Annotated in this window: 13 protein-coding genes and 1 tRNA gene; 8 read left to right on the top strand and 6 right to left on the bottom strand. The window is 35.4% G+C overall.

Annotation, left to right across the window (positions count from 1 at the left end):
- Positions 1–2 precede the first annotated feature (2 nt).
- The 3 genes from proC to ACICP9_RS06405 are packed head-to-tail and all read right to left on the bottom strand — an operon-like array spanning position 3 to position 2,531.
- Entirely contained in the window at positions 3–824 is an 822-nt protein-coding gene (gene proC / locus ACICP9_RS06415) for a pyrroline-5-carboxylate reductase (protein WP_395497680.1), read from the bottom strand.
- Positions 825–831: 7 nt separating this feature from the next.
- On the bottom strand, positions 832–1,512 hold the full coding sequence (gene murU, locus ACICP9_RS06410; protein ID WP_071662848.1) for an N-acetylmuramate alpha-1-phosphate uridylyltransferase MurU: 681 nt from the start codon (positions 1,510–1,512) through the stop codon (positions 832–834).
- Positions 1,509–2,531 (bottom strand): aminoglycoside phosphotransferase family protein, encoded by a 1,023-nt coding sequence (locus ACICP9_RS06405; RefSeq protein ID WP_071662847.1) that lies wholly within the window; start codon positions 2,529–2,531, stop codon positions 1,509–1,511. The genes murU and ACICP9_RS06405 overlap by 4 nt, the downstream gene beginning before the upstream one ends.
- 458 nt (positions 2,532–2,989) lie before the next feature.
- Here ACICP9_RS06405 and dapA point away from each other — a divergent pair, with 458 nt between their 5' ends.
- Entirely contained in the window at positions 2,990–3,877 is an 888-nt protein-coding gene (dapA, locus tag ACICP9_RS06400; protein WP_395497677.1) for a 4-hydroxy-tetrahydrodipicolinate synthase, read from the top strand.
- A 326-nt stretch (positions 3,878–4,203) separates the two neighbouring features.
- Positions 4,204–4,295 (top strand) — tRNA-Ser (locus ACICP9_RS06395).
- A gap of 55 nt (positions 4,296–4,350) precedes the next feature.
- Here ACICP9_RS06395 and thpR read toward each other — a convergent pair.
- On the bottom strand, positions 4,351–4,944 hold the full coding sequence (thpR, locus tag ACICP9_RS06390) for an RNA 2',3'-cyclic phosphodiesterase (RefSeq protein WP_071662843.1): 594 nt from the start codon (positions 4,942–4,944) through the stop codon (positions 4,351–4,353).
- 368 nt (positions 4,945–5,312) lie between these two features.
- Between thpR and ACICP9_RS06385 the strand changes: the two genes are divergently transcribed.
- The gene (locus tag ACICP9_RS06385; protein WP_395497675.1) at positions 5,313–6,695 is read left to right on the top strand and encodes a cytochrome ubiquinol oxidase subunit I; all 1,383 of its coding nucleotides are present in this window, start codon (positions 5,313–5,315) and stop codon (positions 6,693–6,695) included.
- Positions 6,696–7,688 (top strand): cytochrome d ubiquinol oxidase subunit II, encoded by a 993-nt coding sequence (gene cydB, locus ACICP9_RS06380; RefSeq protein ID WP_071662841.1) that lies wholly within the window; start codon positions 6,696–6,698, stop codon positions 7,686–7,688.
- A 126-nt stretch (positions 7,689–7,814) separates the two neighbouring features.
- Here the strand turns inward: cydB and ACICP9_RS06375 are convergent, their stop codons facing one another.
- Positions 7,815–8,849: a hypothetical protein gene (locus tag ACICP9_RS06375; protein ID WP_071662840.1), complete on the bottom strand. Its 1,035-nt coding sequence runs from the start codon at positions 8,847–8,849 to the stop codon at positions 7,815–7,817.
- A 411-nt stretch (positions 8,850–9,260) separates the two neighbouring features.
- Between ACICP9_RS06375 and def the strand changes: the two genes are divergently transcribed.
- From def to ACICP9_RS06355, 4 genes are read left to right on the top strand one after another with little or no spacing between them, the layout of a single operon-like run.
- Entirely contained in the window at positions 9,261–9,767 is a 507-nt protein-coding gene (gene def, locus ACICP9_RS06370; protein ID WP_071662839.1) for a peptide deformylase, read from the top strand.
- Positions 9,764–10,711: a methionyl-tRNA formyltransferase gene (gene fmt / locus ACICP9_RS06365; protein ID WP_071662838.1), complete on the top strand. Its 948-nt coding sequence runs from the start codon at positions 9,764–9,766 to the stop codon at positions 10,709–10,711. Before def ends, fmt begins: the two co-directional genes overlap by 4 nt.
- Positions 10,704–12,017 (top strand): 16S rRNA (cytosine(967)-C(5))-methyltransferase RsmB, encoded by a 1,314-nt coding sequence (gene rsmB, locus ACICP9_RS06360; RefSeq protein ID WP_395497672.1) that lies wholly within the window; start codon positions 10,704–10,706, stop codon positions 12,015–12,017. Before fmt ends, rsmB begins: the two co-directional genes overlap by 8 nt.
- Before the next feature lie 31 nt (positions 12,018–12,048).
- On the top strand, positions 12,049–12,570 hold the full coding sequence (locus tag ACICP9_RS06355) for an OmpA family protein (protein WP_395497670.1): 522 nt from the start codon (positions 12,049–12,051) through the stop codon (positions 12,568–12,570).
- Positions 12,571–12,591: 21 nt separating this feature from the next.
- On the opposite strand, the gene ACICP9_RS06350 is transcribed toward ACICP9_RS06355, so the two are convergent.
- A complete protein-coding gene (locus ACICP9_RS06350) occupies positions 12,592–13,491 on the bottom strand; it encodes a GIN domain-containing protein (protein WP_395497668.1) in 900 nt (299 codons plus the stop codon).
- Between the last annotated feature and the right edge of the window lie 54 nt (positions 13,492–13,545).

Genomic DNA, 13,545 nt, shown 5'->3' with positions numbered 1-13,545 from the left:
GTTTATTTAAAATCCTTAGATAGCTTTTCTGCACGATTTTGAGCTTCTTTAAGAGCTTTTTTCACAATATCGGGTAAATGTGAAGTTTTTAAAAATTCTAAAGCCCGTTCAGTCGTGCCACCTGGCGAAGTGACCTGGTGCCTTAATTCAGCCAGAGATTTTTTACTTTCAATGGCCATTCGAGCAGATCCCAAAGCAGTTTGTAGGGTTAGTGAATTAGCAATTTCTTTAGATAAGCCTAATTCAACCGCTGCTTCTTCTAAGGCCTCAATGAATAGAAAGAAATAAGCTGGGCCACTGCCTGATAAAGCAGCGACTACCTCGATTTGTTCTTCTTTAGGTAGCCAAACGACAGTTCCCACACTACGAAAGATAGCTTCAGCGGCATTTTTTTGAGGTATTGAACAATTCAGATTTGCAAATAAAGCGGTTGCTCCACAACCTATTAAAGCAGGGATATTAGGCATACAACGTATAACAGGTAAGGCCTTGCTTGATAGATAAAGTTCTAAGCTTTTTAAATTTATACCCACAGCAATTGAAATGACTAACGGTTTTTTTTCTTGAATGAGATCAGCGATTTCCAAAGTAACGTTTTTCAATATTTGCGGTTTTACAGCTAAAACAACAATGTTTGCCATTTGTGCTGCGTATCGGTTGTCAGTCGTTAAGTTGATATTTAGGTTTTTTAGCTTATTCAGCCGTTCTACATTAGTATTCGTTGCCCATATGTTTTTGGCAGGATAGTTTTTTTTCAATAATCCTTGAATTAAGCTAATTGCCATGTTACCGGCACCAATGAAACTGATAATTGAATTTTGCATAGATACTCTATTTACTTTTTTGTTTCAAATGCTCATCAAGACGTTCCAATTCTGTAGGCGTGCCTATGTTAAACCATAAACCTTGATAATATTCCCCAGTTATTTTCTTTTCAGCAATATATTCATACAGTAGGGATGACAATGGAAAAGCGCCTGATTTACGTCGAAATAAATTTGGATGATAAATTCCAAGGCTAGCAAATGTAAACTTGCTTGAAGTATTATCTAAACTTAATAAACCACTTTGAGTAAGATGAAAATCACCTTGTGGATGAAAGCTTGGGTTATCCACTAAAATCAGATGGGCTAATGCAAATGAATCTAATGAGTGAGATAATAGGCATTCTAAGGGAAAATCTGACCAGATGTCAGCACTTATAACAATGAATGGATCAGAGCCCAAAATGGGTAACGCTTGGCAAATCCCTCCTCCTGTTTCAAGCGCTGTAGGTTCAAAAGAGTAATCAATTTTGATGCCGTAAGTGCGACCATCGCCTAGCGTGTCGATAATTTGTTTAGCTTGATAGGAGACATTAATCACTATTTCTTTGATGCCAATTTTTGCTAATTTTAACACTTGATGCACAATAAGTGGTTGGTTAGCAACTAATATCAATGGTTTAGGTGTTTTATCCGTTAAAGGTCGCAAACGCAAACCACGTCCTGCAGCAAGTATCATCGCTTTCATTTTTTTTCTTTCTCATACAATTTTGATTGAATCTTGTTTTGCAATAGTTCTTTAAAATGGAAAAGTTCTGCGTAATCTTCGCAAGTGTTATTAATGTAATTTAATAAGCGAGTAGTCATGGGTAAATAATGTGGTTTGTTATCCCGATAATTAAGTCGTGAAAAAATACCAAGTATTTTTAAATGTCGTTGAAGGCTGATGAAATCAAACCAGCGAACAAATTTTTCTTGAGTATATTGATGACTTATATTGATCATATCGTAAAATTTTAAAATCCATTGATCGACTTGATTCTTTGGCCAATCAACATAAGCATCGCGCAATAATGAAGCAGCATCATAGGTAACAGGTCCATAAATAGCGTCTTGAAAATCTAAAACTCCTACACTTTTGTTTTCGAGCAAAAGTAAATTACGCGAATGATAATCACGATGCACACATACCTGTGGTTGCTCAAGAGCAGCATTGATCAGTATCTTGAAAGTATTTTCAAGTATGTTGTTAATCTCAGGCGTTATGGTTAGTTCTAAATGCTTTTTTAGAAACCAATCAATAAACAGCCCTAATTCGAAACGTATATATTTTTCATTAAACAAATCTAAGGATTTATTGTCTGGAAGTTTAGGGTTGCAAACCTGAATTTGATAAATAACCGAAAGAGCTCGACTATATAAATCATCAACAGTATTAGGATTTAAGATATTCAGGTATAAATCGTTTCCTAGATCACTTAACAGCATAAAACCTTGTTCAAGGTTATATGCGAGTATCTCAGGTGTATAAATTCCTTGACGTGAAAAATCCTTTGCAATCGCAATAAAGGCAATTATATTTTCTTTATCAGGAGGAGCAACCATGACTATATGGCTAAAGTTACTTAGTCGCAAGCGAAAATATTGACGCGAGCTTGCGTCGTTAATCAATGGCTGTAGTTCAAATCTTGAGCTTGGTAGAGAACAAGATTCTTTTAACCATTTTTTTAGTAATGTTAATTGTGATGTAGGCTCAAAAATAGACATAATCTAAACCCTATCTTACAGTCCAAAATTTTCTATAGTTCTAAAATGTTCCTGTTACATTCCTATATTATATTTCTCCAAAATATCTTACATAAAAGAAACCCTATATCCTTAGAGAGATAAGTCAACTTGTAGTTCAAGGCTATCTTACACTGGAACTAACTTGCTTATCTACCAGTTCCAACAGTAGTATAGGTGGTCAGTATCCTCTATACTTATGCACTTCGAAGAAGTGCTTTTAAATTTCATTTTTGTTTATATCATTGATATAAAAGCTACGGAGTTGGTTCATATCTCATATTCAAGAGGAATTTAAAAAGGATAGCCCCGATTTTTTATTTTAAAAGACGGTGTTGGCTTGTTCCAACCTTGCGATCGTATATACTGCTCGCGGACTACTAAAAAATCACCTTTTAAAGTACGCAGGCTGTTATCTTGATAATAAGAGGAAAGCAAAGATGTTTCATGGCAGTATAGTTGCATTATTAACACCTATGCGACAAAATGGAGCGGTAGATTATGTTTGTTTACGTAAACTAGTTGACTGGCATATTGCGCAAGGTACGGATGCTATTGTTGTTATAGGAACTACCGGGGAGGCGTCAACGCTTAGTATAGACGAGCAAAATAATGTAATTAAAACAGTCGTTGAGCAAACCAATCGACATGCCAATCGGCATATCCCAGTTATAGCTGGTACAGGGTCCCAGTCTACGCAAAAAACCATTGATCAAACTCAGATAGCTATGGAAATAGGGGTAAATGCTTGTCTATTAGTAACTCCCTATTATAACTGTCCTACGCAAGAAGGACTTTACCAACATTACAGTTTGATAGCAGATAAAGTACCTATTCCAATGATCCTATATAATATACCTAAACGTACGGGAAGCGATTTATTGCCTGAAACAGTGTCTAAACTGGCGGGTATTCCGAATATAGTGGGTATAAAAGAGGGTCAATCAGAGCGCGCGAAAAGCATTTTAAAATTATGTGGTAAAAACCTCGATGTCTATAGTGGAGATGATAATACAGCTTTAGAAATTATGCGCATGGGTGGTAAAGGTGTTATTTCTGTAGCGGCAAATCTTGTGCCTCAGTATATGCATAATCTTTGTGAATTAGCCAGAAAAGGAGATTGGGAAGCCGCTGAAAAAATTGACCAGCAGCTTCATCCTTTATATCAAAATTTATTTATTGAAACTAACCCTATACCGGTTAAATGGTTGGCTGCTGAAAGAGGTTTAATTTCATTTCCCACTTTGCGTTTACCCTTGACAACATTATCAACCAAACATCAAGTAGATTTGAAACCTATTATCGATTTATTAGAGGCTCTGTCCTAAGATGCGAACTAAGCTATTTTATTTAATATTAATTTTTTTTATTGTAAACTTAGCGGCTTGCTCTTCAGTTAATAGATATATAAAAACACAACGTTCACAATATTTGTATAGTCAAGAGTTACCATTGTTGAAAACCCCAGCGGGTTTACAGATTCCTAGAGAAGAAAGATATATTATTCCCCATGCTAGCCGCAGACCTACGAAATTACCCGATTTACTACCACCTACTAACTAATTCACTTTGTGATGATTGTATAGTTTGGTAGATTTACTGAAATCTAATGATTAAAAAGAATTAAAAAAATTTAAGCGAGAATAAATTGATTGGAGAGGTACCAAAGCGGCCATAATGGCGCCGACTCGAAATCGGATGGGGATTTAAAGTCCCACGTGGGTTCGAATCCCACCCTCTCCGCCATTGCTTGTTTTAATAAAATAGCTTAGTTTCTTCAGTAGAATTTTATTGCTTCACTTTAAACTTCCGTACTACTGCTTATTTTATATTTTTGCAACGAAATATATTCAATTGGCGTATAATTCTGACTATATTCAGTTTTTTTACTATTAAATAAGACGATTTCATTGACTATCATAGGGCTGGTATTTAAATTCAACTCTTCGCGTAGATTGGGCGTATGATGGTGAATAATTCGACCTAAAGTTAAATGAGGTAAATAAGGTTTAGTTTCCGGAGTAAAGCCTAGGTTCGAAGCAACTTCCTCTAATGCATTAGCAAGTTCAAACAGTTCCGAAGTAGGAATGATATCTGCGGCTATGGCGCGCGGAGCAGTAGGAGATGGAAAAAAACGAATATTATGCAACTGAAGGGGGAAAGGTTCGATCTTATTAATTGCATTATGGGCATGTTTAGCTAATTCTGAAATTTTTTCAGGATTAGTCGTACCTAAAAAACGTAAGGTGACATGTAGATTTTCTGGGTGTACCCATCTTACTCGGTGTCCCCAAGGCTCTTGTTTAAGTTCATCAATAAGTTGAGATAAGGCTTGACGTAGTTCAGAATTTAGTTCAACAGCAAAAAATAGACGTAAAGGATCGTGAGTACTCAAGTGCAACTTCCTTATTAAAGACTATGAGATTCAGGACAGCACGTTATTTTAATGGAAAAATAGGCAAGTTTCTATCTATGCTAGAACATTTATTTTTCCAAGAAGTTTTCGAGCTGTGACCACAAATATTTTCACAACCATTCATTATAATCTTTTTTATAAGTTGAATTTTATCAGTGATTGACGATTCAATGTGTAAACCTAAACCTAAATTGGTTTTTATTATAACTTAAATCAATTCGTATAATATTATTTTTTGATTAAAATCTTTTGCCGTATAAATTTTTAATACGCTAATTAATCAATGGATTCGTTTTTTTAGAAATTGGAGTATACTAAGTGACAATTTTTCAATTTTTAAATGCATTATGATTATCGATACTACACTGCTTTCTCGGATTCAGTTTGGGTTTACGATTGGTTTTCATATTTTGTTCCCAACACTTAATATTGGTCTAGCCGTTTTTTTATCGGTGATGGAAGGGATTTGGCTAAAAACGGGGAATCCTGTTTATTTAAGAATTTGTCAATTTTGGACAAAGATTTTTGCTCTTACGTTTGGGATGGGTGTAGTTTCAGGTATTGTTTTGGCTTATGAGCTAGGAACTAACTTTGGACCTTTCATAAGTACGGCAGGAGGGGTCATAGGTGCACTATTCGTCTATGAAGTACTTTCAGCGTTTTTTCTGGAGGCGGGTTTTCTCGGCGTAATGTTATTTGGTTGGGACAAAGTGGGTCCAAGATTACATTATTTAGCTACCTTGCTTGTTACTTTAGGTACCTTATTTTCGGCGTTAGGAATTTTGTCTGCAAATTCTTGGATGCAGACCCCTGCTGGTTTTCACATTGATGCTGGTAAATATATAGTAGATAACTGGTGGGCGGTAGTATTTAACCCATCAGCTATCCCTCGCTTTCTGCATATGGTTATGGCGTCATTACTGACGACTTGTTTTGTAATTGCAGGCGTATCAGCCTGGTATTTATTAAAGAAAAGGCATTTTGATATTGCTAAGCCCTGTTTTTCGTTTGTTTTTGGCGCAGCGATGGTGCTAGCTCCGCTGCAAATATTTTTAGGTGATATGGTCGGCTTAAAAGTTTTTGAATATCAACCACTAAAAACTGCAGCAATAGAAGGTAATTGGGAAACGCAAAATGGTGCCCCCTTACTGTTATTTGCTATACCAAATAGTAAACAAGAAAAAAATTATTATGAACTAAGCATCCCAAAACTGGCGAGCTTAATTAATACGCACCATTGGAATGGTAAGTTGATAGGTTTAAAAAGTGTTCCGCGCGCAGACAGGCCTGTAGTAGGATCTACGTTTTGGATGTTCCGAGTAATGGTAGGAATAGGTTTTTTATTCTTTTTTGTTGCACTTTATGCGCTTTGGCAGCGTTGGCGCGGGCAACTTTATAGCTCTGAGAGGTTTTATCGTTTATGTATAATGATAGCTCCTTTGGGTTTTTTGAGCACAATTGCAGGTTGGGTAACCGCAGAATCCGGCCGACAACCTTGGGTAGTGTATAATTTAATCACTACTTCCGAGGGTGCATCGATAGTTCCGCTTCACCAGGTAATTATTTCCTTGGCACTATTAGTGACTGTTTATGGGTTCATATTTAGTTTTTATTTATTTTATCTCTTTAAATTAATTCGCAAGGGGCCGATTGTCCCAGCTATAGGTGAATCAGCCGAAGAAGTGATAACAGAAACTCCCTTTAAATATTTAGCACCAGAGAGCCAATAAATGTTTTTAATTCTTACATGGGCTACGATTATTTCTTTAATTATCATGATGTATGTTTTGTTGGATGGCTTTGATCTAGGCGTAGGCATTTTATTTCCATGGGTTAAGCAGAGTGAATATAGAGATATTATGATGAGCACCGTAGTGCCTGTTTGGGATGGTAATGAAACTTGGTTGGTGTTTGGTGCCGCGGCATTATATGCAGCTTTTCCAATAGCATATGGCATTTTATTACCCACATTATATATGCCAATAATGATTTTACTGATCGCATTAATTTTTCGTGGAGTTGCTTTCGAATTTCGCTTTAAAGCGCATAAAAGTCGGTTTATTTGGGATATAGCTTTTGCAGCAGGGTCAATATTGGCGGCTTTTATTCAAGGCATTATTTTAGGAACTTTTGTAAAAGGGTATGGTTATCATATTCCTTTACCCCATTCGGCTTATCATTGGCTGACACCTTTTACTATCTTTACCGGGATTGCAGTGGTTTGCGGCTATGCGTTACTTGGGGCAACGTGGCTAATTATTAAAACAGAGAATGAGTTACAAGCAAAAATGTTTAAAGCAGCTAAGGTTTTACTAGGTGTAGTTGCTTTTTTCCTAGTCAGTATAAGTATCTGGACACCGATAATCGAACCACAAGTTATGCATCGTTGGTTTTCATTGCCTAATTTTTATTATTTGTCTCCTTTGCCTATTTTAACGATATTGATGGTGTTTTATAATTTTTCTTGTTTACATAAGAAAAAAGAACGACTACCTTTTATTTTAACGATAGGTTTGTTTGTTTTCTCTTATATAGGATTTTGCATTAGTGCTTGGCCCTATATTATTCCCCATGTCCTTCCGGTTTGGGAAGCAGCTGCCCCACCCTCTACTTTAAAATTTATATTAGTTGGTGCAGCAATTATATTGCCGATATTATTAATTTATACACTGTATTCATATCATGTTTTTAGAGGGAAGGTAAAAACAGCTATTCATTATTGATTATGAGAAAACGCTTACGACAATGGCTATGGTTTATTGGCTTATATATAGCCGGTGTGACAACTATTATTCTGGTTTCTAAATTATTACGTTGGTTTATTCCGCATTAATATTCAATTAATCTTTTTAAAGATTTGGCTGAATCGGTTGAATGATTTTTTCTAATTTTACTAATAATCTGTTTTGTGGTGTATATTGCTGGAAAAAACTGATTCTTGTATTTTTCGAAATGATCAAGTTGGGCATTAGCCTAGCTACGGTATTTAATATTTTATATAAAATATTAATGTGCTTTAAGCTCAAAGGATTGTTTTCTTTAAAATTTTTTATAGTTTTATTTATATCACTTTGAAAACTTGCTATTATTTGGCTAATTTTTTTAGCAGCAACCGAAGGGTCATCTAAATTAGAAATGTTAAGTAAAGTTTCCAAACAGTGATTGTTCAAAAGGCGTAGTTTTCCAGCTAAATAATTAGTTTCAGGATCATAATCTAACGCATTAATTAAATCATCAAGTTCAGTATGTTTTTTAGAAAAGGCAGCATTGTTTCCAAAAATAAAAATATTTTCAGTAGAATAACACCAGTTGATTAGTTCATTTCTTGCAGCAGCTAATAATGAATTAGCGTTAGGAAAAGAAATTGTTTTAAAATTGCTTTGTAGTAAGATTTGTTTTTTTAAAAATTTAAAAAAAATATTTATTTCGAGCTGTTTATTTTTATTATCAGGATGGTTTAAAGTAACGTTTTTTGTACTATTAATAGTTCCATTGATGCTTATTTGCTTGTTTTTATTATCATTTGTAATAATAAGATTAGTTAATGCGTCTTTTAGCTTTAAATTTGGGGAGTTTTTTTTACAATCAATAAGTGGATTAATGAGTTGGGTGTGATCGGTGATAGTGATACCCAATGAATTTAAATCTTTGTTAGTGAGCTTTTTATAAATTTGATTACTATTTCTTAACTTAATAATAAAATATTCAGTGTCCTTGAATTTTTCTGACTCAAAGTCTAGTTCGTTTAATTTTTCGTTTAAAGGACTGGGAAATTTTTTGAAAAATTTATCTAGAGAGAGTGGTTGTCTAATAAACTCTAGTAAGCGATCGATATCAGCGATGAGAGTTACGTCGGATATGAACGGAAAAATATTTTTCTTCATGACTATTTTAATTATAAAAACCTTCTTGCGAGCTTAGTCGAGATATTTAAGTAAAATAATAGAAAAATAGTTAAAATCAAGCCAAAGCCCACTTTTATTGCTCCTATCTATTATTCATCACAGCAAGGTAGCATAAATTGAGGTTTATGCCTATTCCGCCAGATGACTACAAGCAGTGTTGTTCTAAGTTTTACGCTATTTGAAGAGTTTTACTGTGAATCTTAGTCCCTTGCTTTCAAAAATTCTCAAAGATATAAATAAATACATTCTTTTTCAAAAAAAGAAGATTGACTTAAGCAATTGAAGAAAGGAAAATTAGCTTTTAACCCGTCAGATGCTAGATTTAGTATAATATAAGGAAATATGTAATTTACTTTAGATTTTAATGAGAGAATAAAGAAGATAACACATATGGCTATATATCCTATTATCCAGCTCCCTGATGTACGTTTGCGCGCGCCTACAGCGCCAATTACTGTTTTTGACAAAGCTTTACAGCAATTAATTGATGATATGTTTGAGACGATGTATGTCGCCAAGGGTATAGGTTTAGCTGCCCCACAAATTGCTATTAGCAAAAAATTAGCGGTTATTGACGTTTCTAATAGTAAATCGAAAACCTGGTGTTTAATTAATCCAGTCATTGTTGAGAGAAAAGGTGAAGCATTAATGGAAGAAGGTTGCTTATCAGTGCCTGGGATTTATGATAAAACTCCTCGAGCGTTATGGGTTAAATTACAGGCGTTAGATAGGCATGGAAAGCCATATGAAATAGAAGCAGAAGATTTACTGGCGCATTGTATACAACATGAAATAGACCATCTTAATGGTACGTTATTTTTAGATCATTTATCTCCTCTAAAACGTCAATTAGCGCGTAAAAAACTAGATAAAATCAAAAAAAGGGGGAAGCCTTGAAGCTTATTTTTGCAGGGACGCCTGAATTCGCTTTGCCCAGTTTACAAGCTTTGTTGAGCTCTAGTCATAAGATATGTGCGGTTTATACCCAACCTGATCGCCCAGCAGGAAGAGGTCGAAAATTATTAATGAGTCCGGTTAAAAAATTGGCTTTAGAGAATAAACTTTCTGTTTATCAACCCATTAGTTTACGTAATGCTAAAGAGCAAAAAAAATTAGCTACCTTTCACGCAGATTTAATGGTGGTGGTGGCATATGGGCTTATTTTGCCACCAGCAATATTAACGATACCTCGCTTTGGGTGTATCAATGTCCATGCATCTTTATTACCACGTTGGCGAGGAGCCGCCCCTATTCAACGGGCGATTTTAGAAGGCGATCGAGAAACTGGTGTTACCATTATGCAAATGGATGAAGGTCTTGATACAGGTGAAATGATAAAAAAGTTTTCATGCACTATAGAACCCAACGATACGAATAAAACCTTACAAGATCGATTAGCTGATTTAGGTGCTCGAGCTTTATTAGAAAGTTTAAATGACATTGAAAGTGGTTCTTATCGTTCAGAACTACAGAATGAAAAAGACAGTACTTATGCAAAAAAAATTAATAAATTAGAAGCTGAGGTAGATTGGGAAAAGCCCGCAGTTTATTTAGATAGAATGGTACGCGCTTTTCATCCTAAGCCTATTGCTCGCGTTGTATTAGGAAAGTCTATACTGCGTATTTGTAAAGCCGAAGTACTTGATGAAACGACTTCTGAAAAGCCAGGGTTAATCTTAAAAGCTGATCGAGAAGGTATAGATGTGGCTACAGGAAAAGGTGTCTTACGTTTATTAGAAGTGCAATGGCCCGGAGGCAGATGCCTACCGATTTCAAGCTTTATCCATGGTAAATCGGAATTATTCCATGTAGGTGCGATTTTAGATCGAATGTATGTTTAATTCCCGGGCAATAGCTGCACAAATTATCTCTCGTGTTTTAAAAGAAAAAATATCGCTTACTGATGCCTTATCGGCGGGTGTAAATACTAACATTTACTCTCGTGACAGGGCATTTATTCAAGAATTATGTTATGGCGTGATACGTTGGTATTCTTCTTTGAGGCAACTTTGTTCTTATTTATTAAAAAAACCTCTAAACGCTACTGACCAAGATGTTTATGCATTATTGTTAATTGGTCTTTACCAACTTAACTATTTAAGGACGTCCCCGCATGCCGCAGTTCATGAAACAGTACAAGCGGCAAGAGAATTGCATAAGGTATGGGCAGTACCATTAATTAATGGAGTATTGCGCTCATTTCAACGACAAAAAGCGAGTCTATTAAAAAAATTACCTAAAGATAGTCATTTTGCGCACCCTGATTGGTTAATAAAAAAGTTACGCCAAGCATGGCCCAATGAATGGCAAGCTATTCTAGCTGCTAATAATCATTTACCTCCCATGAGTCTACGCGTTAATCTTTTGAAAATTACCCGAAGAGGTTATGTACAAAAATTAAAAGATAAAGATATTACTGGGAATTCAAGCGAATTGAGTCAAGTTGGAATTATACTCGACGAATCTTGTCCGGTGCTTAATTTACCAGGCTTTATGGAAGGAGAAGTTTCTATACAAGATACGGCGGCACAATTGGCCGCTTCTTTGCTGTTGTTAGAGCCTGGACAGCGAGTTTTAGATGCTTGTGCTGCGCCGGGGGGGAAAACAACGCATATTCTGGAAGCACAATCTGGTTTAGTGAGTTGCGTGGCTGTCGATCATGATGCTATCCGTTTAAATAAAGTTAAGGATAATCTGAATCGTTTAAGATTGGAAGATACTAAAGTGCAATTGCTCTGCGCGAAAGCACAGGATCTCAAAAATACTTGGAAGGGGGAATTATTCGATAGAATATTATTAGATGCCCCTTGTTCGGGGACTGGCGTTATTCGTAAACACCCGGACATTAAATTATTACGCAGAGAAGAAGATATTGCTAAATTAGCTGAACAACAATATCAACTAATATCGAGCCTTTGGGGATTATTAAAGCCAAATGGTATTTTATTATATGTGACTTGCTCTGTATTGCCAGAAGAAAATACGGAGGTTCTGTTACGTTTTTTATCTCACTACAAAAATGCAAAAGAAGAGATCATTGACGAAAAATGGGGGATAGTTTGCACAATAGGGAGGCAAATTCTTCCCCAAATTCATGGATCTGATGGTTTTTATTATGCTAGGTTACGAAAAGATCTTAGTCATTAGTTCTATTTTTCAAGAATAAGATGGGAAAATCATGAAAACAAGCTTGCTGTTTTTTTATTGCTTTTTAATTATAACTTTGTTTGCTTTGGTTGGGTGTGCTGCAAATCAATCGTTGGATAGGACCCCCATAGAGCAAGCAGCGAAGAACGCAAAGAAAAAAAACGTCTTACCGCACTCTTCCGTCATTCAAGTAATCCAAGCGGCGGATCAACTTAGAATTATTGTCTTTAGTGATGTTTGTTTCCGGCCAAATGGGAACTTGACCGTCAATTGTGCTCAACAGCTTAGTCAGACTATTAAACTTATAAAGTCTTATGGAGATGGCCTTATTCAAGTAGTAGGTTATAGTGATGATCTTTATGATCCACGAACGGCGACTGCAATTACACAAGATCAAGCAGAGGTAATAACAAGTTTCTTATGGTCGCATGGAATAGGAGCACAACGTCTGCGTACGATCGGATATGGCGGACATGATTTTATTGCGAGTAATCGAAATGTTAAAGCAAGTAGTTTTAATCGTAGAGTTGAGATAATCTTGGTAAAAAATTAAATTTAATTATATAAATTATAATTAGTTCTTATTAAGTACCAGGCCCTTGCCCTCAGAGTAACTGCTTATAAAATTTATGGGCGACAAATAATAAACCACACTATGACCCTTAGTAAATGCTCGCAGTGTATTTCTAATATTAACTATTGCTTGGGCTCGCTGTTCGGTTTTAATAAATCCTTCTTGGGCATGCAGTTGTTGAGCAAGAAGTTCAATATCTTGTGATATTTTGATATCTAGTGTTTTGGCGGTTCCAGCTAAACTAATTTTCCCCTTGCCGCTAGCGTTTATTATTAAATAAGGGCTATTAACCCAGTAGACTAACAAATTTCCATTTCCGGTACAATTGACCTTATTTAATGAAACGATGCCTTGAATAACAACATTATTGGAATTATGGGTTTCTATTTTAAGATTAGAGCTAAGTATATTATGAAAAATAACATTTTTATTACCACTACTATAAAGAGATTTTAGATTTAATTTGTTGGTGTAAAGATTGATCTGACCCGCCCCCTGTGCATGAAGCGATAAAGAGCCAGATAGACCTTTACCAAACAGACTCGCATTACTATTGAATTGTATTTGTTTTATTTGCCTAGGGAGCGTATTGAGTCGAATTGTCAATCTTTCGTTAGGTGCAGAATAATAAATGGGTTTTGTTCCAAGAGATAAAATATGGTTTTTTTCGGTGCAAGTAACCGCGTAGACTCTTTTTGGGTCGCCTATAATTTGTAAGGAAGTATGGTTTTGAGTGGCGTCAATGTATACATTGACTGGGCCTTGAATATCTAAACTATCGAAGTCATTAATAGCGATATTTTTAGTTATTACAGATTCTCTATGAAGAGGTAATTGGGCATGGCTTATTAGGCTAAAAAGGAGCAGGCTAATAAATAAACAATAGATAATGGTTTTCATGGATTTATGTCTTATTATTATTTTTGTGGAATATTAACCTTGTCAGAGGCTATT

The organism is Rickettsiella endosymbiont of Litargus connexus (genome assembly GCF_964277335.1).
In the GTDB taxonomy this organism is placed as follows: Bacteria; Pseudomonadota; Gammaproteobacteria; order Diplorickettsiales; family Diplorickettsiaceae; genus Aquirickettsiella; species Aquirickettsiella isopodorum.
Note: the sequence above shows the minus strand (reverse complement) of the source record. Positions and strands in the feature narration are given on the sequence as shown.